Genomic DNA, 24732 nt, shown 5'->3' with positions numbered 1-24732 from the left:
TTGTCCACAGGTCGGTTGTGGGTGGCTTGGTTTTGTGGTGGTGGGTTGAGGGTGGTGGGTGGGACGCGTTTCGTATGGGCGGGCGCGGGGTGTGAGTGGTGGGGGCTGTGATGGCGAGGAATATGGCGTTGGGTGCTCGGGGCGAGGATGTGGCTGTCGAGTTCCTGATCGATGCGGGTTTGGAGATTGTCGAGCGTAATTGGCGTTGTCGGTACGGCGAGTTGGATGTGATTGCGACATCCGGTGATCGGATTGTGTTCGTGGAGGTGAAGACTCGCTCTGGTGTCGGGTACGGGAGTCCGGCGGAGTCGGTGACGTTCGCGAAGCAGCGTCGGATTCGGGTGTTGGCGATGCAGTGGCTCACGGATTCGGGTCGGTCGTGGTCGAGGGTGCGTTTCGATGTGGTGGCGGTGCTGATCGGCCGCGGCGGCGAGTTTTCGGTCGAGCATTTTGTGGATGCGTTCTGATGGCGTTGGGGCGGGCGCATTCTGTTGCGGTCAGTGGCGTGGACGGCCAGATTGTGGAGATCGAGGCGGATATCGGGCGCGGGTTGCCAGCGGTGCATTTGGTGGGGCTGCCTGATACGGCGTTGCACGAGTCGCGTGATCGGATTCGGGCGGCGGTGACCAATTCCGGTGAGGAGTGGCCGGACAGCAAGGTGATTTTGGCGTTGTCGCCGGCGACGTTGCCGAAGGTGGGCAGTGTTTACGATTTGGCTTTGTCGTTGTCGGTTCTCGATGCGGCGAAGAAGTTGCCGCGGAAGTTGTTGCGGGAGACTGTCTTTTTGGGGGAGTTGGCACTCGACGGTCGTTTGCGGACGGTGCGTGGTGTGTTGCCTGCGGTGCTTGCGGCGAAGCGGGCGGGGTGGGGGACTGTGGTGGTTCCAACTCGGGCGTTGGCTGAGGCGGGCCTGGTGAAGGGGATCGAGGTGCTGGGTGCCGACGATTTGTCTGCGGTGATCGGGTGGTTGCGTGGGGAGTTGGCGTTGGCTGTTCCTGATGTTTTCGAGCGTGCGGATTCGGTGGTGGTGCGGGATTTGAGTGAGGTTGTCGGGCAGACGGATGCGCGGTGGGCGATCGAGGTTGCGGCGGCGGGTGCGCATCATTTGATGTTGACGGGTCCGCCGGGGATCGGGAAAACGATGTTGGCGCAGAGGCTTCCGGGGATTCTTCCGCCGTTGACGGAGGGGGAGTCGTTGGAGGTGACGGCGATTCATTCGGTGGCGGGGGTGTTGCCGGAGGATCGGCCGTTGATCGACATGCCGCCTTTCATTGCGCCGCATCACAGTTCGTCGGTCAGCTCACTGGTGGGTGGTGGTAGTGGGATGGCTCGTCCTGGTGCGGTCAGCCGGGCCCATCGCGGCGTGCTGTTCCTCGACGAATGTGCCGAGATCGGGGTGAAAGTGCTCGAAGCGCTACGCACGCCGCTCGAAGACGGGGAGGTGCGAATCGCCCGGCGGGACGGAGTTGCGCGGTACCCGGCGCGGTTCCAGCTGATCCTGGCCGCCAATCCCTGCCCGTGCGCGCCGCCGAGAGACGCGGATTGTGTCTGTGCACCCGCGGCGCGTCGCCGATACCTGGGGAAATTGTCCGGCCCGCTCTTGGACCGAGTCGACATCAGGGTCCGGATGCAAGCCGTTGCAACCGGAGCGCTGATCGACGAAGTGGGGGAAAGCACCGGCGATGTTCGTGCGCGCGTGGCGGCAGCTCGAGACACTGCAGCCCAGCGGTGGAGCGAGTACGGGTGGCGGACCAACGCGGAAGTGCCAGGGCCTGCGTTGAGGCAGAAGTTCAGACTCTCGCGTGCGGCGTTGGCGCCGGTGGAACGGGCGCTGCGTAAAGGGGTGATAACCGCTCGTGGGGCTGACCGAGCGTTGCGGGTTGCCTGGAGTGTCGCCGATCTGGCAGGTGAGGCGATGCCCGGACCCGACCAAGTTGTCACCGCACTCGACTTCCGAGACAGGGGATTCCAATGACTGCACACGATCCGCGACTACTCGCTTGGGCATATCTGTCCCGCGTCGTGCAGGGCCCAAGCGCGTATATGTCCATGTTGATCGACGAGCTCGGGGTCGAAGAAACTGCGAGGGCGGTCCGCAACGGCGATCTGCCACCCGCAATCGAGGAGAAGACGCGAGCCCGCGCTCACATCGACACAGCCCAACGAGACCTCGACCTGATGGAGGCGATGGGTGGCAGACTCGTAACACCGAACTGCGCCGATTGGCCGGCGTGGCGAATGCTTTCCTTCGACGGACTCGATGCCTCCGGGGGTGAGACGGCGCCATTTGTGTTGTGGGTGTTGGGGTCCGGGGATCTGGTTGATCTGACCGAGAGATCGGTTGGGATTGTCGGTACGCGGGCATCTACTGCGTACGGCGAACACGTGACGGCAGAGATTGCCGGTGACCTCGCCGTCGACGGATGGACCGTGATTTCCGGGGCGGCCTTCGGTATCGACGGGGCCGCGCACCGCGCTGCGTTGGGCGTAGGCGGAACCACTCTGGCCGTCTTGGCCTGTGGGGTGGATCGAGCGTATCCGTCCGGGCATGCGCGACTACTCAAACAGATAGCGAATTCGGGTGCGGTGATAAGTGAATATCCACCCGGCACGACACCCGCAAAGTTCCGATTTCTGGCACGGAATCGACTGGTAGCTGCGTTGTCGGACGGAGTCGTGGTTGTCGAGGCGGGTTGGCGCAGTGGGGCTCGCAATACCGCCAATTGGGCTCGGAAATTGGGCCGCCCGGTAATGGCGGTGCCGGGACCGGTGACATCGGCATCGTCGACCGGATGTCACCGGATGATTCGCGAACGTGAAGCGCAACTCGTTTCCAATGCCGTGGATGTAGTCGAAGCGTCAGGTCCATTTGGTGTCGGGGATTCCGCGGAGGATGCTGCGGCGACGCGTGACATCGACTCATTGCGCGGCAATTCTCGGTTGGTATACGAAGCTCTGCCGGGAACAGGGTCTCGTAGTACCCGTGAGTTGTCCGAGGAATCGGGCTTGCTCATAGCTCAGGTTCGTGCAACTCTTCCTCTGCTCGAACTCGAGGGATTTGCAAGTTCTGATTCGAGTGGTTGGTTTCGGACGCGGTAGTTCGTGAACCTCTCTGCGCTGTCCGACCATGCGTGGCGATGCTCACTAATCGTTTCCGAAGGCAGCGAATCTTCAATACCGTCAGTGCATCGGTAATTGCACGTCAGGGCTATATTTCGTGAATTTGCTCGACTCTGTGCAATGTAATTCTCGACCCCGCTTTGCCGACCCGACCTGCAGGTTCGACAAGTCTCAGGGAAGCCTCAGGTCTATGTGCATAGAAGTCCGATTAGTCTGGATCACGATGACGGCGGGTATTGATCGACACCCGGTACCCGAAGTGTGAATGTACAAAATTTCGGGACCATGTTCGTTCGAGGCAATGCCGCTAACCTGCTGCTAATTCGGACCATTGAGTCTGTTCGGAAATCACGGAGACTTACGAACTTCTTTTGTTCATCAACGCTCTATCTGTGTATTGTGAAGGAGAATTGAATCGATCATTGAAAGAGGAGTGCAATGGCTGAGAAGCTGATTCGGCAACTCATCGACGACCTTGACGGTAAGCCGATTGACGATGGATTCGGTGATCGAATTGAGTTCTCTTACCAGGGAACGGATTACGTGATCGATCTGCGCGCCACCAATGCGGAGAAGTTCGACGCTGCGGTGAAGCCGTTCGTCGAGGCGGCTGCGAAGGTGAGCGGGAAGCGCGGTAAGAAGGCTCAGGCTGCATCTCCGCAGGCCACGTCGGGTTCAGGCCGCTCCAAGGAGACGCTCCAGGCCATCCGTGACTGGGCGGGTAAGAACGGTTACGAAGTTGCTCCGCGTGGACGTATCAAAGCGGAAATCATCGACGCTTTCGACGCTGCACACTAGATTGAATTAAATACACCTCTGGCTCCCGGCGAACTTCGCCGGGAGCCAGAGGTGTATTTTACTGTTGCTTTGCCGAGTTCTCGGACAGCTTTGTCCGACAGGTCGTCTATGTGAAGCTGATCAGAGAATCCGCGTATACGGCACCGTATTTACCCAGCAGATTGGTCGGTTTCTTTCGTTGCGTACAAGGGCTGACAGAGCGCTGCGTGGAGTCGTCGGCGAGGTATTTCGCCCTCGTGCTGCAATTGTCGTGTACATTAGTTAGGTAACACTAACTTTCGGAAGGATCTTTCTGTGGCCAAGCCGACAACTGCATTGACGGTTCTGCGGACCGAACAATTGACCCCCCACATGGTACGAGTGTTTCTCGGGGGACCAGGCTTCGAGTCGTTCACTCCCAGCGAATACAGCGATTCCTATGTAAAGATCGAATTCGGCACTCCTGATCAGCCCGTCCTGCGTACCTACACGATCCGTTCCTACGATCTTGCTACCAAAGAGATAGCGATCGATTTCGTCGTCCATGGTGACGTCGGAGTTGCAGGTCCTTGGGCGGCTTCAGTTCAGCCGGGCACTGAGATTACCCTGCGTGGACCGGGCGGCGCGTTTTCACCGTCACCGTCCGCTGATTGGTATCTGTTCGTCGGTGACGAGACCGCAATACCTGCCATTTCTGCGTCGATAGCAAGATTGGCGCCGGATGCGGTCGGCTACGCCGTCGTCGAAGTCGGTGGACCGGAAGACGAGATTGCACTCGATGCTCCAGAGGGCATTGCCGTGACCTGGCTACATCGCGGAGCGTCGTCCGACGCGGTGGGTGAAGAGTCGGCAGGTGACAACGCGCCAGTTGTTGCCGCGGTCAAGGCGCTCGAGTGGCTGCCAGGCGAACCTCACGTATTCATTCACGGGGAGGCGCAAGCCGTCATGCATAACCTTCGGCCATACATTCGCAAGGAACGAAATGTCCCGGCGTCGGCCGCTTCTATCTCCGGATACTGGCGTCGTGGTCGCACCGAAGAAGGCTTCCGAGTGTGGAAGTCCGAATTCGCCGCGGCCGAAAGCTAAGCTGCTGCGGCCTTGCCGCGGGTCAGCAACACGAGCGCAACGGCCGCGAGAACTCCGAAGGTGGGAATTGCGATTGCCATCGGAACTGCCGTGTCTTCTCCCGCAATTCCCACCAACGGCGAAACCAGCGCGGCCAAGCCGAACTGGCCCGCTCCCATCAGTGCTGAGCCGGTTCCGGCAGCGTTGGTGACCTCTCCTTGGGCGAGAGCGGTCGCATTGCCCATGATGAACCCGATGCTCGAAATGGCGACGAACAGCGGGCCCAAGATCAACCAGGGATTCGTGGAGCTGAAAACCACACTGGTGCAGAACAATACGGCACCGCCGGCGAGGAGTAGGCACACCCCGAATCGCAGTAATGTGCGAGCGCCGACTCTGCCGAGAAGGCGAGTGGTGATCATCGCTGCCGTGACCATTCCGGTGGCGTTCACTGCGAACACTATCGAGAACTGTGACGGAGTGAGCCCCAGGACGTTCTGAACGACGAACGGTGATGCGGAGATATACGCGAACAGGGCGCCGAATCCGAAGACGAATGCGAGTGCATAACCGAGGTAGTGCCGATTTCGGACGAATTATCGCAGATTCGAGATCAGTGCCTTCAATCCACCGCCGTGGCGTCGCTCGGGTGGAAGTGTCTCGGGAACAAGCAACACGACGCCAGCCACCATCACAGCACCTGCGACGGCCAGCACCCAGAAGATTCCGCGCCATCCGACGGGGCCGAGAAGTGCACCGCCGATCAGTGGGGCGACCACGGGAGCGATACCGCCGATGATCATCATGATGCTGAAAAGCTTCGCCGCGTCGTCGCCACGTGCTCGATCAGCAATACAAGCGCGGGCAAGGACTATGGCAGCGCCTCCACTCAATCCCTGGACGAGTCGCGCACCGATGAGAAACTCGATGTTCGGTGCCACTGCGCATGCCGCGCCGCTCAGTGCCGTGATGATCGTCGCGGCCAGCAGTATTCGTCGCCTGCCCAGTCCGTCGGAGATCGGCCCGATGATCAGCTGCCCGATTCCGAGGCCCGCCATGAAGGTGGTCAGTGTCAGCTGAACGCTGGCCGCAGTAGTGTCGAGTGCATCCGCCATCAAGGGTAGGCCGGGCAGGTACATGTCGATGGACAGTGGAGCGATTGCGGAAATCAGTGCCAGTACACACAACATCTTCAGAGGAATTGCTCGATTCACCGATCAACCCTATCGGCGAGGCAGCTTGCAGTTTCAATCGCGGCGGGCGAGCGTGTGTTCATGACTGACGCATTGCCGGCGAGCTTGAGTGTTCACCTCGATGCCTATGCCGAGTACCTCCGACTGAGTCGGGGTCGGTCGGAACACACGATCCGCGCCTACGTCGGCGACGCACGGGCATTGCTGACCCATTTCGCCGCGGGTTCGGAGAAGGTAGATCTCGACGGCCTCGACCTTGGGGTCATGCGCTCGTGGTTGGCCGCCCAGAATGCCGTCGGAACGGCCCGCACGACGGTCGCTCGTCGGGCGTCGTCGGCGCGCGGTTTCACAGCGTGGCTCGCGCAGACCGGACGCATTCCCGTCGATCCGGGTACACGTCTGGCGGCTCCACCTGCTCGTCGTACACTGCCGACGGTGCTGCGTCAGAGTCAAGCCCTCGATGCCATGGATGCGGCGGAAAGCGGTGCGCAGCAACAAGAGCCGCTCGCCCTGCGGGATAGGCTCATCGTGGAATTGTTGTACTCCACCGGAATTCGTGTCGGTGAGTTGTGTGGACTGGACTTAGAGTCGGTCGACGCCGATCGACGATTGCTTCGTGTTCTCGGCAAGGGCAACAAGGAGCGATCGGTGCCCTACGGACTGCCCGCAGAATCGGCACTGAACGGGTGGCTGGAGCACGGGCGACCCGCACTGAGTTCGGATCGGTCCGGGCGAGCATTGCTCCTCGGAGTTCGAGGCGGCAGGCTCGATCAGCGTCAGGCGCGTTCGGTGGTCCACGAAACGATGGCTGCAATTCCAGGAGCTCCCGACATGGGTCCGCACGGGCTTCGGCATTCGGCTGCGACACATTTGCTGGAGGGCGGTGCTGATCTTCGTGTGGTCCAAGAACTCCTCGGGCATGCGAGTCTGGCGACCACTCAGCTGTACACGCATGTGTCGGTCGAACGGCTTCGATCCGTCCATGATCAGGCCCATCCACGCGCCTAGATCGTGAAGCGACGCGAGTTCTCGGCCGGTATTTGGTAGCGTCGCAGGTCGGAAGAGTGAACAATCGGCAAAGTTCGATCGTCGTGTCAAGACACTCGATTACATGCGATATCCGGGGGATTCGTGAACCGCCAAGATGTGAAGCACCCGCCGAACAGTGGCCAACCGGCCTGGCTGTCCGAAGCGCCGCAACCGGCTCCACCGCCGGTGCCGACGCCTGAGCCTGCGGTGCGACCGCAAGAGGCCTGGACGGCGCCACCGCCGCCGTCCAGTCAGCAGCAGGTGACAAACCAGGATCTGGTTGCCGAGGCTTTACTGAAACGCCCCAAACGGACACCCCGGGGTGGCTGGCGGCGAGGATTGCATCGTGCGACCGGTGGTGTGGTCAATCTGGGGGAATCGACCAACGAACAGCGCAATCGCGCCCTGGCCGCCCGCATCGAACAGCCGATACGCAACGACTACCGAATTGCTTTGCTCTCGCTCAAAGGGGGCGTGGGCAAGACAACGGTCACGGTGGGGCTCGGTGCAACGTTTGCGTCGCTTCGCGGCGACTGTGTCGTGGCGGTCGATGCCAATCCCGATTTCGGAACTTTGGCGCAACGTGTTCCGCTGCAGACCAATTCGACAGTGCGCGACCTGATTGCCGCGCGGCCGGACATCAAGAGTTATTCGGACGTGCGAGTGCACACATCACAGTCGCCGAGTCGTCTCGAGGTCCTGGCGAGTGAGCAGGATCCGGCGATTTCGGAAGCATTCAGCGAGGCGGACTATCGCCAGGTCATCGACATCTTGCAGGTCTACTACAACATCATTCTCACCGATTGCGGTACCGGGATCATGCACTCGGCGATGAACGGCGTTCTCGATCTTGCCAATTCGTTGGTGCTCGTCAGTTCGCCGGCAATCGACGGGGCCCGAAGTGCTGCGGCGACGCTCGATTGGCTTCAGTTGCATGGTTACGGTCACCTGGTCGAACGGACCGTCGTCGTCATCAGTGCCGCCCGTCCAGGGTCGAGCGTGATCGACATGGACGCGTTGGTGGACTATTTCATGCGTCGATGCCGCGCCGTCGAGGTCATTCCATTCGACGAGCATCTCGCGGAGGGGTCGGTGATGGACCTCGAGTTGATGCGACCGGCCACCAGGCGAGCATTCATGGAATTGGCAGCGATGGTGGCCGACGACTTCGCGGACGCTGTGGGTCGGCACGCCGTTTCCGAATGGCACTGATTCTGCGACTGATCAACCATCTCTCAGTGGCTTGAGCCTGAGCGGTTGCGTCCGAACAAGACCGAGGGGATCGAGATACTCGCGCCCTCGTCGCACGCCCCAATGCAAACATGCAGCGACGACGCACCCTTCGTGGCCGGATTCCAGGGTGCCGATCGCGGCCCCGGCCGCGACGCGTTCACCGGCGCGAACGTCGGCCACCACGGGTTCGTAGGTCGTGCGTAGGCCGCCGGAATGATCTATCGAGACCGTCGGCTTGCCCGCGACGACTCCGGCGAACGCCACGATGCCCTCGCCGGCAGCGAGGACGGGTTGGCCGGCGCTGCCGCCGAGATCGACGCCGCGATGACCCGGCAGCCAGTTCTCGGCCGGTTTGTCGAATACGCGTTCCACGTGCGGCCGGGGAGCGAGCGGCCAGTCGAAACGCGTGTCTGCCGACGCCGTGCCGACGGCGGCACAGCAGGAGATCGCAGCAACGACCACGCCGCGTCGGGCTCCGCTCAACATCGTCATTCCTTGATCTTCCGTGGAGTCGCGCGTGCTTCAACGCAGATCAGACGGGTAATCCACAAGAGAACCGCCGATCCACAACCGCCGGTTCGGTCTGTTGCTTCCGGGGTGGTTATGGCATCGGGGGACGAGGACGTACACTTGTCGAGCGGTCTGTGCTCGCACAGTCCGACTTCGCGCGCCCGCGCACGTTTTCCGGCCTCGGCTGGTCCTGATTCTCACGAAACAGGTCCGACGGCCGTGCGGGTGCCAGGGCAGGGATCACCCGATCGCCTGCATCAACCGGATTGAAAGTTTGAGGTACACAGCCATGGCTGTCGTAACCATGAAGCAGATGCTCGATAGTGGAACCCACTTCGGACATCAGACCCGTCGCTGGAACCCGAAGATGAAGCGATTCATCTTGACCGACCGTAACGGCATCTACATCATCGACCTCCAGCAGACGCTGACGTACATCGACAAGGCGTACGAGTTCGTCAAGGAGACCGTTGCCCACGGCGGCACCGTTCTCTTCGTCGGCACCAAGAAGCAGGCGCAGGAGTCCATCGCTTCCGAAGCGACTCGCGTCGGAATGCCCTACGTCAACCAGCGTTGGCTCGGCGGCATGCTCACCAACTTCACCACCGTTCACAAGCGTCTGCTTCGCCTCAAGGAGCTCGAGGCAATGGAGCAGACCGGTGGATTCGAAGGTCGCACCAAGAAGGAAATCCTCATGCTCACGCGTGAGATGACCAAGCTGGATCGCACCCTCGGTGGTATCCGCGACATGGCCAAGGTTCCTTCCGCGGTGTGGATCGTCGACACCAACAAGGAGCACCTGGCAGTTGCCGAGGCTCGCAAGCTGAACATCCCGGTCATCGCGATCCTGGACACCAACTGCGATCCCGACCTCGTCGACTACCCGATCCCGGGCAACGACGACGCCATCCGTTCCGCAGCACTGCTGACCAAGGTTGTCGCTTCCGCGGTTGCCGAGGGCGTGCAGGCACGTGCAGGACTGAGCGCCGACAAGGACGCGAAGCCCGAAGCCGGCGCAGGCGAGCCCCTCGCCGAGTGGGAGCAGGAACTGCTCTCGCAGGCAGCTCCCGCCGCAGAGGCTGAGGCAGCTCCGGCTGCAGAGGCTGAAGCAGCCCCCGCCGCAGAGGCACCGGCCACCGAGGCCTGATTCGTTGAAACCGGCCCTGACCAAGAGTTCATTTGGTCAGGGCCGTTTCACCGTTAGGCCCGAGCACCACCGTCAGGCCGTGCTTCACCGTTAGGCCGTGCTTCACCGTTAGTCCTAGGTCCGAAACAGACACATGAGGAGGCTCGCTAATCATGGCGAACTACACCGCCGCTGACGTCAAGCGGCTCCGTGAGCTCACCGGCTCCGGAATGATGGCATGTAAGAACGCACTCGCAGATGCGGACGGCGATTTCGACAAGGCCGTCGAGCAGCTGCGCATCAAGGGCGCGAAGGATGTCGGAAAGCGCGCAGAGCGCACCACCGCTGAGGGTCTCGTCGTCGCCAAGGACGGCGTCATGATCGAGATCAACTGCGAGACCGACTTCGTCGCCAAGAACGACGAGTTCATCAAGCTGGCCGACGAGATCGTGACCGTCGCTGCTGCTGGTAAGCCTGCTGACCTCGACGCTCTCAAGGCACTCGAGCTCGACGGCAAGACCATCGACACCGTCATTGCGGAGCAGTCCGCGAAGATCGGTGAGAAGCTCGAACTGAGCCGCGTCGCTTCCTTCGACGGCCCCGTCGCCGTGTACCTGCACAAGCGCAGCTCCGACTTGCCGCCCGCTGTCGGCGTTCTCGTCGAGTACACCGGTGAAGGCGATGCTGCTGCTGAGGCTGCTCGCGGCGCTGCAATGCAGGTCGCAGCGCTCAAGGCGAAGTACGTCACGCGTGACGAGGTTCCCGAGGAGATCGTCGCTTCCGAGCGTCACATCGCCGAAGAGACCGCCCGCGCAGAAGGCAAGCCCGAGCAGGCGCTGCCGAAGATCATCGAAGGCCGCGTCAACGGTTACTTCAAGGACGTCGTTCTGACCGAGCAGTCTTCGGTCACGGACTCCAAGAAGACCGTCAAGGCGATCCTCGACGAGGCAGGCGTGACCATCAAGCGCTTCGTGCGTTTCGAGGTCGGCGCCTCCGCTTAATTCGGAGCCCGCACACATGGACCCCGCCTGAAGAGCATTTGCTCTGCCGGCGGGGTCTACGTGTACCTGGGGCCTCCGATGAGGCAGGATGAGAGTGCCTCGGGACGAGTCCCGGGGGCTTTCCTATGTCGCGGTGTCCGATTCGCGGCAGAAGAAGAATGAAGGACCTACAAGGTCTTGTATCGAACTGAGGAGAACAATGTCCGAACCAGCCAACGAACGTCCAGGATTCAAGCGGGTCCTGCTCAAACTCGGCGGCGAAATGTTCGGAGGCGGCAAAGTCGGTCTCGATCCCGACGTGGTCACCAAGGTGGCTGAGCAGATCGCAGAGGTCGTTCGATCAGGCGTGCAGGTTGCAGTGGTCATCGGCGGCGGAAACTTCTTCCGCGGAGCGGAACTGCAGCAGCGTGGCCTCGATCGCGCCCGCTCCGACTACATGGGCATGCTCGGCACCGTCATGAACTGCCTCGCTCTGCAGGATTTCCTGGAGAAGGCCGGCGTCGATTCCCGAGTGCAGACGGCCATCACCATGGGACAGGTCGCCGAGCCGTACCTTCCCCTTCGCGCACGTAGGCACCTCGAGAAGGGTCGCGTAGTCATCTTCGGTGCCGGGATGGGTATGCCCTACTTCTCGACTGACACCACTGCTGCGCAGCGCGCACTGGAGATCGGTGCCGAGGTGGTGCTGATGGCCAAGGCAGTCGACGGCGTCTACTCGGCCGACCCGCGTATCGACCCGGACGCGACGATGTACGAACAGATCACGCACCGCGAGGTCATCGAGCGTGAGCTCAAGGTCGCGGACGCGACGGCATTCAGCCTGTGCATGGACAACTCGATGCCGATGATGGTGTTCAACCTCCTCACCGAAGGAAACATCGCTCGCGCGGTGTCCGGTGAGAAGATCGGCACCCTGATCAAGTCGTGAGTGACACCCAAAAAATGATGCAGAACAACATGGAGGAACAGCCGTGATCGATGAAGCGCTCTTCGAGGCAGAAGAGAAGATGGAAAAGGCTGTCACGGTAGCCAAGGACGATCTCGGCTCGGTTCGCACCGGACGCGCGAACCCCGGTATGTTCTCGCGCATCGTGATCGACTACTACGGTTCGATCACGCCGATCACGCAGCTCGCGAGCATCAATGTTCCCGAGGCCCGCATGGTCATCGTCAAGCCGTACGAGGCTTCGCAGCTCAACGCGATCGAGACGGCGATCCGCAACTCGGATCTCGGTGTGAACCCGTCCAACGACGGCAGCATCATCCGCATCTCGGTTCCGCAGCTCACTGAAGAGCGTCGTCGTGAACTGGTGAAGCAGGCCAAGTCCAAGGGCGAGGATTCGAAGGTCACGCTGCGTAACATCCGCCGTAAGGCGATGGACGAGCTCGGCCGGATCCAGAAGGACGGTGAAGCCGGCGAGGACGAGGTCGGTCGCGCAGAGAAAGAACTCGACAAGACCACGGCGAAGTACGTGCACACGGTCGAGGAACTCGTCAAGCACAAGGAAGCAGAGTTGATGGAGGTATAGCCTCCTCGTTTGCAGTGTTTGTCGTCGGGAGTAGATCAGGGAGTTTGGGTGCACGCACAAGAGGGAACCGCCGGTGGTCCCGTCACGGACGGGCCTACGGGCGGCGCTGAGGGCGCGCAACCGCCGAAGTCGAAGGCGGGCAGGAACCTACCTGCCGCCATCGGCGTCGGAGCCGGTCTCGGCGCCCTGGTCATCGGCACTTTGATTTTCCTGCCCCCGGGGTGGATCGCCGTCGTCGCGGTTGCGATGTTCATCGCGACGTGGGAGGTCACCACGCGACTCCGAGAAGCCGACATCGAGGTGCCGCGAATTCCGCTGCTCGTCGGCGGACAAGCCACGATCTGGCTCGGCTGGCCGTGGGGACCTGTCGGGGTGCTCAGCGGATTCACCGCCACCGTCCTGGTGTGCATGGTGTGGCGGTTGTTCGACCACGGGCTCAAGGCAACCCCGAAGAACTTCCTGAGAGACACCTCCATCACGGTGTTCGTTCTGGCATGGATTCCGCTGTTGGCGTCCTTCGGTGCATTGATGGTGCTCGAAGACGACGGCCCGGGTCGCGTCTTCGTCCTGATGATCGGTGTCGTGTGCTCCGACATCGGTGGTTACGCGGCCGGCGTCCTGTTCGGAAAGCATCCGATGGTTCCGGCGGTCAGCCCGAAGAAGTCATGGGAAGGATTCGTCGGGTCCCTCATTTTCTGTGTCATCGGCAGCTTGTTGTCGGTGACGTTGATCCTCGACGCGAACTCGATGATCGGCGTCCTGCTCGGTGTCGTCCTGGTGGTAGTCGCGACGGTCGGCGACCTGATCGAATCGCAGATCAAGCGTGAACTCGGCATCAAGGACATGGGAACCCTGCTTCCCGGACACGGCGGAATCATGGATCGCCTGGATTCGCTCCTGCCGTCGGCATTTGTCACCTGGCTGATTCTGTACGCACTCGTCTGATTTCTCGTGCGTGATTTCTTCTCGGGCCGGTCCAAGCCGATCCCCAGTCCGAACATCTGGCATTGGCCGGACGTCTACGAGGTCGAGAACCGCGCGCAGGACGTCGACGGGTCCATCTGGGCCGCGATGCGAGCCCAGATCGACTGGTCCGGACGTGACGTCGTCGACGTCGGCTGTGGGGCAGGGTTTCATCTACCGGAGTTCGCTCGTACCGCGCGTCGTGTCGTCGGAGTGGAGCCGCATGCACCGCTGGTGAAGGCCGCGCGGGAACGAAGCCGCGATTCGGCGTCGATCGACATAGTCCATGGCTCGGCAGAGTCCACAGGTCTGGTCGATGCTTCAGTCGACCTCGTCCACGCCCGAACGGCGTATTTCTTCGGCAAAGGCTGCGGTCCGGGAATTCGTGAGGCCATGCGCATCCTGAGGCCTGGGGGAGCCCTGCTCATCGTGGACCTCGATGTGAGCGCCGGTCCGTACGGAGAGTGGATGAGGGCGGATCTGCCTAAATACGATCCCGCGGCAGTCGAAGCCTTCTTCGACGCTCAGGGATTCTCGCTCACCCGTGTCGAGGCCCGTTGGGAGTTCGAGAATCGAGACGATTTACGGCGAGTACTCGGTATCGAATTCACCGAGAAGACCGCCGAGCGTGCATTCGCACAAGTGACGGGTCTGGCCTTTTCGGTGGGGTACCGGATCCACGTCCGATACAAACCACGCTCACTCGAACTTGCGTGAAGCAAGGCTTGAAAAGACGAACGTCAGGCGCTCCGACTTGAGCGCCTGACGTTTTCTGCACCGATTCAGTTCGAAAAAAATCAGCGATCGGTGGGGATGTGGAACAGGGTGGCGAGCTTGTGGATCTTCTTCGCCTTGGCGAGCTTGGGTAGGTCACTACCGTCGCGTACGCGTGAGCCGTCTTCGCCGAGATCGTCGATGACGTTCTGAGCCCAGATGGCGTCGGCAACGGACGGGCTCAGGCCCGCGTTGACGGGGGCGGTCTGTGCGGTGGTCATGCAGAGCTTGCCTGCCATCCCGAGTGACAACGTGATCGCACAGTCTCGGGCGAGCAGATCCAGATCGGGGCCGAGTGTGGGGCCGTCGATCGGCGGAGCGATGCGTGCCGCGCGGCTGGCGATGGTGAGCCGCGAACGCGGGTACGACATCGAGGTGGGCGAGTCGTCCATTCCGGTGTCGCGCCGGAAGTCGCCACTGCCGAATGCCAGACGGAAGATTCCGTCGGTGCGTGCGATCTCGGGGGCAGCTTCGAGTCCCACCGCGGATTCGACGAGGGCAAGAATCTTGGTGCCCTCGGGTAGTCGCTCGGCAGTGGCGTCGGCCTGCTGTCCGCTTTCGGTCTTTGCGAGCATGACACCCTCGAGTCCGGGGAGGCCCGCGAGTGCGGCGAGATCCTCTTCCCAGAACGGTGTCGTGGCGTCGTTGATCCGAACCCAGGCGTGATTGTGCTCGCTCAGAAATGCGGCGACATCGCGGCGGGCGGCCGGTTTGTTGGGTGCGGTGACGGCATCCTCGAGGTCGAGAATGACGGCGTCGGCCGCACTCGCGAGGGCGGCGTCGAAGGTGTCCGGTTTGGACGCGGGGACGAGGAGCCAGGATCTTGCCTGCTGCGGGGCAATTCGCGAGGTCACAGGTCTCTCCATGTGAGTAGTCACATCAGGGCCTTTCCGGTGATTTCCACGACATCAATGATGCCTGGTGGCCCATCGATCGACCCAATTGCGTAACTAGATTTCAGTCACATTTGCCGCTTCGCTGCGCGCCGGATCTGAATGATGCGAACGCCGCCGGCCAATGCCATGATCAGCGCGCCCGCGATAGCGGAAAGCAGGATCGTGATTCCGAGCGGAAAGTCGATCTGCCAGGCCAGGATCTTGACGGAGACACTCTCGAGATTCTGCAGGATGAACACCAGCAGCAAGATCAGCACGATTGCGCCTATGACCAGGCCAACCCAGGTTGTCGCAGCTCTGGTTCGGTCGGTGACAGCCGTTCCGGTCGGCGTAGGTTCCGGCGCCGGCGTCGGCTCGGGATCGTGTTTTTCGACGGCCTTGTCCTCGCCCACTTTCGGAAGTTCCGGGTCGGGACCGAAACCGTCGGCGGGGCCGTACACGGGAGAGTTCGACGGATCCTCTGGTGTGGTTGACATGACATGATCATCACGCAACCTGCGCGAAGTTGCACGGGTAATCCGGCCACAATCGGGTGGCAGTGGGGTAGCACCCCAAAACAATGGGACAATGGTGTAACTATGGCTGCCTCTCTTCCCCTCGTTTTCACTGCACCCAAGCGCGGAATGCCTCCACGGCACCTCGCCGATCTCGATTCCGCCGAGCGCAAAGAAGCGGTGAAAGAGCTCGGCCTACCGGCTTTCCGGGCCGATCAGCTGGCGCGTCAGTACTACGCGCGGCTCGAAGCCGATCCGGAGAAGATGACCGATCTCCCCGCATCGGTGCGCGAGAAGGTGGGGGAGTCGCTCTTCCCGACTCTGTTGACGCCGATCAAGCATCTCGCGTGCGATTCGGGCGACACTCGCAAAACCCTGTGGAAGGCGCATGACGGAACGCTGCTCGAAAGCGTCCTGATGCGCTATCCCGATCGGGCGACACTCTGCATCTCGAGTCAGGCAGGCTGTGGAATGGCCTGCCCGTTCTGTGCGACGGGTCAGGGCGGCCTCGACCGCAATCTCTCGACTGCCGAGATCGTGGATCAGGTACGCGAGGCAGCGGCCGCCATGCGCGACGGTGAAGTTGCCGGCGGCCCCGGCCGCTTGTCGAACGTCGTGTTCATGGGCATGGGTGAGCCCTTGGCGAACTACAAGCGCGTAGTGGCAGCGGTACGACGCATCACGTCACCTGCACCGGACGGACTGGGCCTGTCTCAGCGGTCCGTGACCGTCTCGACCGTCGGGCTTGCCCCGGCGATCCGCAAGCTCGCTGACGAAGGCCTGAGCGTCACGCTGGCGGTGTCGCTGCACACGCCGGACGACGAACTGCGCGACACCCTTGTCCCGGTCAACAATCGCTGGTCAGTGTCGGAGGTACTTCAGGCTGCCCGGTACTACGCAGACAAGACCGGTCGCCGTGTCTCCATCGAGTACGCGATGATCAAGAACGTCAACGATCAGCCGTGGCGCGCGGACATGCTGGGCAAGAAGCTGAAGAAGGCGCTCGGCGGTTTGGTGCACGTCAACTTGATTCCGCTCAACCCGACGCCGGGCAGCGAGTGGGACGCGAGCCCCAAGGACGTCGAGCGTGAGTTCGTGCGTCGGGTCATCGCTCAGGGCGTCTCGTGCACGGTGCGTGACACGCGCGGTCAGGAAATCGCCGCAGCCTGTGGTCAGTTGGCCGCGGAGAACTGAAACGCTCCAGGCCTGAAACACGTAAAGAGAAGGCCTCCACGAACTTTCGTTCGTGGAGGCCTTCTCTATGTCAGGTCTCTAGCGCGGGCGGCGACGAATGACGATGTCGCGGACCAGAATGAAGATCATCAATCCGGCGGTGCCGATGAGCCACAGATCCTCGACCTTGCCGTGATGGTTTCCGATCATCATCAGAAGCAGGAATATTGCGAAGAACCATCCGAGGAAACGGAAAAACTTGAGTCCTTCACCACTCCACCCCCATGCGGCAGAGGGAACCTCGGCCTCATCGACGTGCGAGACCACGACGGGGGCGCTGGACTTGACGTCCAACTGGGTATCGGCCACGGTCGATCCTCCTGCTCATTCGGTTGCACTACTGCCCAATATGGTGACATACGACTGCCTGTCGTACGTAGTTGGGCGTCGATAAGGTTGTTCTCAGGTGTTATCAGGAACAATGGGCGGGTGCAGGAAACCACACGTACCCGCGTCCTCCTCCTCGGCAGCACCGGTTCGATCGGTACCCAAGCGCTGGAGGTCATCGCCGCCAACCCCGATCGTTTCGAAGTAGTGGGACTCGCGGCGGGTGGCAACAATGTCGAGTTGTTGGCCGAACAGATTCGCGCAACAGGCGTCACCGACGTCGCCGTTGCCGATCCTGCGGCGGCATCGGCGCTGGAATCGGTCACCGCCCGTTCGGGACCGAGCGCCGTGACGGAACTGGTTCGGGACAGTGGTGCCGACGTTGTCCTCAATGCGCTCGTCGGTTCGTTGGGACTCGAGCCGACTCTGGCTGCTTTGAACTCGGGGGCGCGTCTGGCGCTGGCGAACAAGGAATCCCTTGTGGCGGGCGGAGCGCTGGTGACCAAGGCTGCCGCGCCGGGTCAGATCGTGCCGGTCGACTCCGAGCATTCCGCGCTGGCTCAGTGCCTGCGTGGCGGATCGGCCGACGAGGTGGCTCGCTTGGTCCTCACCGCTTCGGGTGGGCCATTCCGCGGCTGGAGTGCCGAGGATCTCGAAAGTGTGAACCCGGCACAGGCAAAAGCGCACCCCACCTGGTCGATGGGACCCATGAACACTCTCAACTCGGCAACCCTGGTCAACAAGGGCCTCGAGTTGATCGAGACGAACTTGCTGTTCGGGATCGACTACGACCGGATCGACGTCACCGTGCATCCTCAGTCGATCGTGCATTCCATGGTGACCTTCTTCGACGGATCGACGCTGGCACAGGCAAGCCCACCGGACATGAAGCTGCCGATCGCGCTCGCTCTCGGCTGGCCGGACCGTATCGAAGGCGCGGCGTCGGCATGCGACTTCACCACCGCCTCCACCTGGGAATTCGAGCCGCTCGATTCGTCTGTGTTCCCCGCCGTCGATCTGGCGCGAAGCGCGGGCAAATCCGGAGGTTGCTTCACCGCGATCTACAACGCGGCCAACGAAGTGGCGGCCCAGGCATTCCTCGACGGTGTCATTTCCTTCCCGGCAATCGTCCGCACGGTGGCCGCTGTTCTCGACGATGCAGGTCAATGGTCCGCGGAACCGGTTACCGTGGACGACGTTCTGGCCGCAGACGGCTGGGCACGCACACGAGCGCGTCAGCTCGTGAAGCAGGAGGGCTAGAGCTTTCATGGTTTTTGCACTGGGCGTAGTGCTGTTTGCCCTCGGCATCGGCGTGTCCATCGCCCTGCACGAAGCCGGCCACATGTGGACGGCCAAGGCTTTGGGAATGAAGGTTCGCCGCTACTACATCGGCTTCGGACCGAAGATCTTCTCGTTTCGTCGAGGTGAGACCGAGTACGGACTCAAGGCGCTGCCGCTCGGTGGATTCTGCGACATCGCCGGCATGACGGCCCTCGACGAGATGACGCCCGAAGAAGAGCCGCACGCGATGTACAAGAAGGCGGCGTGGAAGCGCGTCGTCGTCATGTCCGGCGGTATCGCGATGAACTTCATTCTCGGGTTCCTCCTGATTTACGCATTGCTCCTCGGTTGGGGTCGAACTGAGCCCGCTCAGCCAGTGGTCCAAGAGGTCACGTGTGTAGCCCCCGATCAGCTGGGCCAGGACGGCAACTTCGAGCTGACAGAGTGCTCGGGTGGAGGCCCCGCAGGAGATGCGGGCCTGAAATCGGGGGATCGGATCACCGCAGTCGATGGAAAGTCGACGAGCACCTTCCCCGAGGTGGCAGCTGCTATTCGAGGTGTGGATGGCCCGATCGTGTTGTCGGTTGATCGCGACGGAGAGGCGTTGTCGATCACGGTCGTCCCCGAACGAGTCCAGCGATATGTGAACTCGGCCAGTGGCGTTCCCGTGAAGCAGGAAGTATCCGCTGTCGGAATCGGTGGTCCGGGCTCGGCGTTGGTCGAGTACAACGCGTTCACGGCTGTGCCGGCGGCCTTCGACTACACCGGACAGATCATGGTCGACTCGGTGAAGGCGCTGGCTGACATTCCGTCGAAGGTGGGGGCTCTGTGGGAGTCGGTCACCGGCGGCGAGCGGGCTCAGGACACACCGATCAGCGTGGTCGGTGCCAGCGTGATCGGCGGCGAGGCCGCTGATCGAGCCGAGTGGCCGATGTTCGTCGGATTGCTCGCATCGATCAACTTCTTCCTCGGTGTTTTCAACATCCTGCCGCTGTTGCCGCTCGACGGCGGGCACATCGCGGTCGTCTTCTACGAGAAGATCCGCGATTGGTTCCGCGCACGCCGCGGCCTGATTCCGGGCGGCCCGGTCGACTACACGAGACTCCTTCCGATTACTTACGTATTCATCGTGATCGGTGGCGCGTTCATGTTGCTGACACTCACGGCTGACATCGTCAATCCGATCAAGATCTTCTGACCGTGTGAGAAGGGCGACGGTTGCCGCGCGGTAGTGCGGCGATCGCCCGGCTAAACTTGCAGTGAAGCTATGAAAGAAGGCACAGACGTGACCATCCCTATCGGACTGGGAATGCCCTCGGCACCCGCAGCGATTCTTGCTCCTCGACGCAAGACACGGCAGCTGCAGGTCGGCACGGTAGGTGTGGGCAGCGATTTCCCCATCTCGGTGCAGTCCATGTGCACCACGAAGACGCATGACGTCAACGCAACGCTCCAGCAGATCGCCGAACTGACCGCGTCCGGTTGCGACATCGTCCGTGTCGCCTGCCCGCGTCAGGAAGACGCGGACGCGTTGTCGATCATTGCCAAGAAGAGCCAGATCCCGGTTATCGCGGATATCCACTTCCAGCCGCGATACATTTTCGCGGCAATCGAGGCGGGATGCGCTGCGGTGCGTGTCAATCCGGGCAACATCAAGGAATTCGACGGCCGCGTCAAAGAGGTAGCCAAGGCTGCCGGTGACGCGGGCATTCCGATCCGCATCGGCGTCAATGCGGGATCGCTCGATCCTCGGTTGATGGAGAAATACGGCAAGGCGACGCCCGAAGCGTTGGTCGAGTCCGCGCTGTGGGAAGCCGGGCTGTTCGAAGAGCATGGCTTCGGTGACATCAAGATCTCCGTCAAGCACAACGATCCGGTGATCATGGTCGAGGCTTACCGCCAACTCGCTGCCAAGTGCGATTACCCGTTGCACCTCGGCGTCACCGAGGCGGGCCCTGCGTTTCAGGGCACGATCAAGTCCGCGGTCGCCTTCGGTGCGCTGCTCGCGGAGGGTATCGGCGACACCATCCGCGTATCGCTCTCGGCCCCGCCGGCCGAGGAAATCAAGGTCGGTAACCAGATTCTGCAGTCGCTGAACCTGCGTCCGCGCAAGCTCGAGATCGTGTCGTGCCCCTCGTGTGGCCGTGCACAGGTCGACGTCTACACCCTGGCCGACGAGGTCTCTGCCGGCCTCGAAGGTATGGAGATTCCGCTTCGCGTGGCAGTCATGGGCTGCGTCGTGAACGGGCCGGGTGAAGCGCGTGAGGCGGACCTCGGAGTGGCGTCCGGCAACGGCAAGGGCCAGATCTTCGTCAAGGGCAAGGTCATCAAGACGGTGCCCGAGGCTCAGATCGTCGAGACGCTGATCGAAGAGGCGATGAAAATTGCCGAAAGCATGGAGGGTGACGCTTCGGAGGGTGCACCGGTCGTCACCGTGAGTTGAGTGATTGCCGGATGAATCTTCCCCGTCGGTGTCAGGTTCGTGGCAATCTGAGTGCATCATGATCGGGTAGTGATATTCGTGGACGCGCAGTCGAGTCGAGGGGGTTGACGGATGCTCAAACTCCTCGGAGCCAAGCAGGTCGGAAGTCGAGATCTCGAGGACGTCCGGGCGGTACTCGACGCCGATCCGGTGGCGGCTTGCATGATTGCCGCGCGTGTCGAAGAATGCGGCGTCGATCCGCGAATGATTCACGGCGAGCTGTGGAGTCGAGGCGGGCCGTTGTCTTCCCTGTGCTTTGCCGGGGCGAATTTGGTCCCGCTTCGGGGCGAGCCGGATGACATTCGGGCATTCGCTGACCGTGCCTGCCGGATTCCGCGTATGTGCTCCTCGGTAGTCGGACGCGCCGAGTTGGCGTTGCCCCTATGGGAGATGCTCGAGCTCGATTGGGGAACTGCGCGGGAGGTCCGCCCCGAACAACCTTTGCTCGCGGTATCCGAGCCGTTGGCGTGTCCGTCCGATCCGCTGGTCCGGCAGGTTCGTTCGGACGAACTCGAGATCTATCTTCCTGCCGCGATCGCAATGTTCATCGAAGAGGTCGGCGTCGATCCACGTGCCAACGACGGTGGGCGCGGGTACCGACATCGTGTCGCAAGCCTGATCGCCGCCGGGCGAGCGTGGGCGCATATCGATGACGGTCAGGTCGTGTTCAAGGCCGAGGTCGGTTCGATGTCTGCGCGCTGTGGCCAGATTCAGGGTGTGTGGGTCAATCCCGAGTTTCGGGGACAAGGCTTCGGCGTGACCGGTACAGCGGCTGTAGCGGAGTCGATCATGGCGACCGGTCGCATTGCGAGCCTGTACGTCAACAGCTTCAATACGATTGCGCGGTCGACCTATTCGCGCGTGGGGTTCCGGCAGGTCGCGACCTTTTCGACGGTGCTGCTCGACTGAGCGTCCAAGTTGCAGGCAATGGTCGCGCCTACGCTGGGTGGAGCATTTGTCGCCCTACTATGGGGCTCGATGAACACTCGGCATTTCTCTCGTAGTCGCTCGGCCCAACTGTTGGCCTCCTGCACCGTGATTTTCATGGCGGTGGGGATCAGTTCGTGTACTCCGAAACCCGCCGGTCCCGAGCCCGTCGCGCAGCAGTTCCTGAGTGCGTTCGGTGACAGGGACATCGACGAGGCAGCGAAACTGACGGACCGGCCTGATTCCGCGGGTCCTGTATTGAGCGACACCTGGGATGCGCTCCAGGCGGAGTCGATGACTGCCGAGACCACGTCGGTGAAGATGAACGGTGATACCGCGACGGTCGGCTACACCTACGAGTGGCACCTTCCGAAAGACCGCGTCTGGACGTACGACGGCGAGCTGCAGATGGGACGCAAGGACGGCGACTGGTCCGTCCGGTGGAGTTCGACGGACGTTCATCCGCGCCTCGGTGACAAGCAGACGATGTCGTTGCGGGCAACCGCAGCGCCGCGAGCGCGGGTCAACGAACATTCGGGGACCGATGTCCTGGTGCCGGGAATCGTCTACCGAGTGAAGTTCGATCGCTCCAAGAGCAACGACATCATCGGTTCCGCAAACAGTCTCGCAAGTGTTCTCGGGCGGTTCGATTCGTCGCTGACGGGTCAGTCGATCGCCGAATCCTCGACGGCCGTCAAGGGCGACTATCTGGTGACCCGGCTGCGCAGTGACGACTACGACCAGGTTTCGGCGCAACTGGGAGCCATCTCGGGAGTATCTGTCTCGGACGAATCGGATCTCGTCTCGACGGACCCGGAGTTCGCGCCTGACCTACTCGGGCAGATCAAGAAGACGATCATCGACGAGGTTGACGGTAAAGCCGGCTGGAGTGTCGTCACGGTCAACCAGAACGGCGTCGACACCGACGTGCTGACCGAGACTGCGCCGCAACCTGTTCCGTCGTTCAGTATCAGTCTGGACCGTAACATCCAGATCGCTGCGCAGCGCGCGGTGAACGTGAACAAGGACCAGGCGATGATGGTGGTCATCGAACCGTCGAGTGGGGCCATTCTGGCCGTTGCACAGAACAAGGCGGCGGACCGTGACGGTCCGGTCGCGACGATGGGTCAGTACCCACCGGGTTCGACGTTCAAGATCATCACGGCGGGTGCGGCGATTTCGACCGGTCAGGCGACCCCCGACACGATGGTGCCGTGCCCGGGCCGGATCGAGATCGGTGAGCGCAGCGTTCCCAACTACAACGAGTTCTCACTCGGCACAGTGCCGATGGCAACGGCCTTCGCACGTTCGTGCAATACGTCCTTCGCCAAGCTGGCCAGCGAGATGCAACCGGACACGTTGACCACTGCCGCAGCGCAGTTCGGTATCGGCCAGGACTACAACGTGGTGGGATTGCCGATCGATTCGGGTTCGGTGCCGCCGGCGTCGGATCTGGTCCAGCGGACGGAAGACGGGTTCGGTCAAGGCAAGGTCGTGGTCAGTCCGTTCGGAATGGCGATGGCAGCTGCGACGGTCGCGAACGGTTCGACTCCGGTGCCGCAACTGATTTCGGGGCGCGAAACCACCATCGACGGCGAGCGTCCAGCGATCACGCCGGCCATGGTCGACGGTCTGCGCGGAATGATGCGGCTCGTGGTCACCAGCGGTACTGCCGAACGCGTCGAAGATCAGGGTGAGGTGTACGGCAAGACCGGTGAAGCCGAGGTCGAAGGGGGATCGCATGCGTGGTTCGTCGGCTATCGAGGCAACCTGGCCTTCGCGACTCTGGTTGTGCGGGGCGGAAGTTCGGACAACGCTGTCGCAGTCACCCGCGACATGCTCACCGCCTTGCCGGAAGGCTACTGACTCGTCAGGGGAGCAGTCCCAACCTGCGGGCGGTCACCACAGCTTCGTGGCGTGAGCTCGCGTCCAGCTTGCCCATCGCGCTACGCAGGTAGCTCTTCACGGTCTCCGGGCGGAGGGAAAGCCTTTGGCCGGCTTCGATGTTGGTGCAGCCGAGTGCGACTTGCGAGAGAACATCCACTTCACGTGGGGTGAGCGTGACGTCGGATTCGGCGTCGACGGTCGGCCGCAGCAGGTTGGCCAAACGCTGGGAGAGTCCGCGGAGTTTGGTCTGTAAGTCGGTGTCTGTGACGGTCTGGGCGACACTGCGTAGTTCGGCGTGGACTCCGCGGATCTCTTCCGAAGACATACCGTCGGCGGTGGTCGCGGCGGCGGCCTGCAGTAGTTGTAGGCGACGGTCGACTTCGTCGCGGATGGCGAACTCCATCCCGAGGCGCCGGGATGCGTTGACCATGACGTCTGCTGTGCGGTCACCCAACGGAGCGGAATCACGGATCGCGGCGTAGAGGACAGCGCGCGATTTGCCGGACACCATGACCGGAACGGCGATGATCGAATGCAGGCCCTCGCTGAGAACAGGCCGGTCGAAGTGATGAGTGATGGACTGCGAATTGCCGTAATCGTTGACGGTGATCGGTGAACCCTGGGCGACGACGCGTCCGCCCATGCCCGAGCGCGGCGGGATGGCCAAGCCCTTGAGGTTGTTGGTGCGGGTGCCGACGAATTCGCTCAGGTGCAGGGTTCCGTCCTGGACCTCGCCTCCGAACAGCACGGGAACAACGCCCTGAGCTGCAATTGTTCGGAGTTCACCTCGCATAGCGTCCCCGTCGCGGGGACGCAGAAGTGACGAAGCATGTCGGTTCACGCAGGTACCCCTTTCTGGGGGTAGTGAAGTTCTCTTGTGAGCTA

General features: G+C 62.0%; 24 protein-coding genes and 1 pseudogene. 19 read left to right on the top strand and 6 right to left on the bottom strand.

What is annotated here, in order from left to right; all coding sequences use genetic code 11:
• Positions 1–110: 110 nt before the first annotated feature.
• The 5 genes from I7X09_RS01900 to I7X09_RS01880 all read left to right on the top strand — a co-directional run bounded on the left by I7X09_RS01900 (position 111) and on the right by I7X09_RS01880 (position 4983).
• Positions 111–467, top strand: a complete 357-nt coding sequence (locus I7X09_RS01900) for a YraN family protein (RefSeq protein WP_200317623.1) — start codon at positions 111–113, stop codon at positions 465–467.
• Positions 467–1975: a YifB family Mg chelatase-like AAA ATPase gene (locus I7X09_RS01895; protein ID WP_200315309.1), complete on the top strand. Its 1509-nt coding sequence runs from the start codon at positions 467–469 to the stop codon at positions 1973–1975. Before I7X09_RS01900 ends, I7X09_RS01895 begins: the two co-directional genes overlap by 1 nt.
• Positions 1972–3099, top strand: a complete 1128-nt coding sequence (gene dprA / locus I7X09_RS01890) for a DNA-processing protein DprA (RefSeq protein ID WP_200315307.1) — start codon at positions 1972–1974, stop codon at positions 3097–3099. The genes I7X09_RS01895 and dprA overlap by 4 nt, the downstream gene beginning before the upstream one ends.
• 459 nt (positions 3100–3558) lie before the next feature.
• Positions 3559–3918: a histone-like nucleoid-structuring protein Lsr2 gene (locus tag I7X09_RS01885; RefSeq protein ID WP_003942721.1), complete on the top strand. Its 360-nt coding sequence runs from the start codon at positions 3559–3561 to the stop codon at positions 3916–3918.
• A gap of 294 nt (positions 3919–4212) precedes the next feature.
• Complete coding sequence (locus tag I7X09_RS01880; protein WP_095970729.1) at positions 4213–4983, top strand: siderophore-interacting protein; 771 nt, start codon at positions 4213–4215, stop codon at positions 4981–4983.
• On the opposite strand, the pseudogene I7X09_RS01875 reads toward I7X09_RS01880, so the two are convergent.
• A pseudogene (locus I7X09_RS01875) lies at positions 4980–6152 on the bottom strand (multidrug effflux MFS transporter). The gene I7X09_RS01880 and the pseudogene I7X09_RS01875 overlap by 4 nt on opposite strands.
• A gap of 84 nt (positions 6153–6236) precedes the next feature.
• Here I7X09_RS01875 and I7X09_RS01870 point away from each other — a divergent pair.
• Positions 6237–7163, top strand: coding sequence for a tyrosine recombinase XerC (locus I7X09_RS01870; RefSeq protein ID WP_200315299.1), 927 nt, complete (start codon positions 6237–6239; stop codon positions 7161–7163).
• 123 nt (positions 7164–7286) lie between these two features.
• Positions 7287–8396: a MinD/ParA family ATP-binding protein gene (locus I7X09_RS01865; RefSeq protein WP_095970726.1), complete on the top strand. Its 1110-nt coding sequence runs from the start codon at positions 7287–7289 to the stop codon at positions 8394–8396.
• 12 nt (positions 8397–8408) lie between these two features.
• Here the strand turns inward: I7X09_RS01865 and I7X09_RS01860 are convergent, their stop codons facing one another.
• Positions 8409–8903 (bottom strand): M23 family metallopeptidase, encoded by a 495-nt coding sequence (locus I7X09_RS01860; RefSeq protein ID WP_234036775.1) that lies wholly within the window; start codon positions 8901–8903, stop codon positions 8409–8411.
• A 313-nt stretch (positions 8904–9216) separates the two neighbouring features.
• Here I7X09_RS01860 and rpsB point away from each other — a divergent pair, with 313 nt between their 5' ends.
• From rpsB to I7X09_RS01830, 6 genes are all read left to right on the top strand, one after another.
• Positions 9217–10074, top strand: a complete 858-nt coding sequence (gene rpsB / locus I7X09_RS01855; protein ID WP_003942709.1) for a 30S ribosomal protein S2 — start codon at positions 9217–9219, stop codon at positions 10072–10074.
• Positions 10075–10226: 152 nt separating this feature from the next.
• Positions 10227–11054 carry a translation elongation factor Ts gene (tsf, locus tag I7X09_RS01850; protein WP_007734877.1) on the top strand — a complete coding sequence of 276 codons (828 nt, stop codon included), beginning with the start codon at positions 10227–10229 and terminating at the stop codon, positions 11052–11054.
• A gap of 199 nt (positions 11055–11253) precedes the next feature.
• The gene (pyrH, locus tag I7X09_RS01845; RefSeq protein ID WP_019747988.1) at positions 11254–11982 is read left to right on the top strand and encodes a UMP kinase; all 729 of its coding nucleotides are present in this window, start codon (positions 11254–11256) and stop codon (positions 11980–11982) included.
• A 43-nt stretch (positions 11983–12025) separates the two neighbouring features.
• Complete coding sequence (gene frr, locus I7X09_RS01840; protein ID WP_003942777.1) at positions 12026–12583, top strand: ribosome recycling factor; 558 nt, start codon at positions 12026–12028, stop codon at positions 12581–12583.
• A gap of 48 nt (positions 12584–12631) precedes the next feature.
• Entirely contained in the window at positions 12632–13528 is an 897-nt protein-coding gene (locus tag I7X09_RS01835; RefSeq protein WP_095970724.1) for a phosphatidate cytidylyltransferase, read from the top strand.
• Positions 13529–13534: 6 nt separating this feature from the next.
• Entirely contained in the window at positions 13535–14263 is a 729-nt protein-coding gene (locus I7X09_RS01830) for a class I SAM-dependent methyltransferase (RefSeq protein WP_200315294.1), read from the top strand.
• A gap of 80 nt (positions 14264–14343) precedes the next feature.
• Here the strand turns inward: I7X09_RS01830 and I7X09_RS01825 are convergent, their stop codons facing one another.
• Entirely contained in the window at positions 14344–15186 is an 843-nt protein-coding gene (locus tag I7X09_RS01825) for an HpcH/HpaI aldolase/citrate lyase family protein (RefSeq protein ID WP_200315292.1), read from the bottom strand.
• Positions 15187–15281: 95 nt separating this feature from the next.
• Positions 15282–15692: a LapA family protein gene (locus I7X09_RS01820; protein WP_172436569.1), complete on the bottom strand. Its 411-nt coding sequence runs from the start codon at positions 15690–15692 to the stop codon at positions 15282–15284.
• A gap of 102 nt (positions 15693–15794) precedes the next feature.
• On the opposite strand from I7X09_RS01820, the gene rlmN reads away from it, so the two are divergent.
• Positions 15795–16904, top strand: a complete 1110-nt coding sequence (gene rlmN, locus I7X09_RS01815) for a 23S rRNA (adenine(2503)-C(2))-methyltransferase RlmN (RefSeq protein WP_003942816.1) — start codon at positions 15795–15797, stop codon at positions 16902–16904.
• Between the two features lie 78 nt (positions 16905–16982).
• On the opposite strand, the gene I7X09_RS01810 is transcribed toward rlmN, so the two are convergent.
• A complete protein-coding gene (locus I7X09_RS01810) occupies positions 16983–17252 on the bottom strand; it encodes a DUF2631 domain-containing protein (protein WP_003942762.1) in 270 nt (89 codons plus the stop codon).
• Positions 17253–17372: 120 nt separating this feature from the next.
• Here I7X09_RS01810 and dxr point away from each other — a divergent pair, with 120 nt between their 5' ends.
• From dxr to I7X09_RS01785, 5 genes are all read left to right on the top strand, one after another.
• Positions 17373–18530, top strand: coding sequence for a 1-deoxy-D-xylulose-5-phosphate reductoisomerase (gene dxr / locus I7X09_RS01805; protein ID WP_200315290.1), 1158 nt, complete (start codon positions 17373–17375; stop codon positions 18528–18530).
• A gap of 7 nt (positions 18531–18537) precedes the next feature.
• The gene (locus tag I7X09_RS01800) at positions 18538–19749 is read left to right on the top strand and encodes a M50 family metallopeptidase (RefSeq protein WP_200315288.1); all 1212 of its coding nucleotides are present in this window, start codon (positions 18538–18540) and stop codon (positions 19747–19749) included.
• 87 nt (positions 19750–19836) lie between these two features.
• Positions 19837–20994, top strand: a complete 1158-nt coding sequence (gene ispG, locus I7X09_RS01795; RefSeq protein ID WP_095970762.1) for a flavodoxin-dependent (E)-4-hydroxy-3-methylbut-2-enyl-diphosphate synthase — start codon at positions 19837–19839, stop codon at positions 20992–20994.
• Between the two features lie 111 nt (positions 20995–21105).
• On the top strand, positions 21106–21942 hold the full coding sequence (locus tag I7X09_RS01790; RefSeq protein WP_095970716.1) for a GNAT family N-acetyltransferase: 837 nt from the start codon (positions 21106–21108) through the stop codon (positions 21940–21942).
• A 69-nt stretch (positions 21943–22011) separates the two neighbouring features.
• Positions 22012–23826: a penicillin-binding transpeptidase domain-containing protein gene (locus I7X09_RS01785; RefSeq protein ID WP_200315286.1), complete on the top strand. Its 1815-nt coding sequence runs from the start codon at positions 22012–22014 to the stop codon at positions 23824–23826.
• Positions 23827–23830: 4 nt separating this feature from the next.
• On the opposite strand, the gene I7X09_RS01780 is transcribed toward I7X09_RS01785, so the two are convergent.
• Entirely contained in the window at positions 23831–24640 is an 810-nt protein-coding gene (locus I7X09_RS01780; RefSeq protein WP_166809803.1) for a LuxR C-terminal-related transcriptional regulator, read from the bottom strand.
• Between the last annotated feature and the right edge of the window lie 92 nt (positions 24641–24732).

Source organism: Rhodococcus sp. P-2, assembly GCF_016598535.1.
Classification (GTDB): Bacteria; Actinomycetota; Actinomycetes; order Mycobacteriales; family Mycobacteriaceae; genus Rhodococcus_F; species Rhodococcus_F baikonurensis.
The sequence above is the reverse complement of the archived record's forward strand: the minus strand, read 5'-3'. Positions and strand labels throughout refer to the sequence as shown.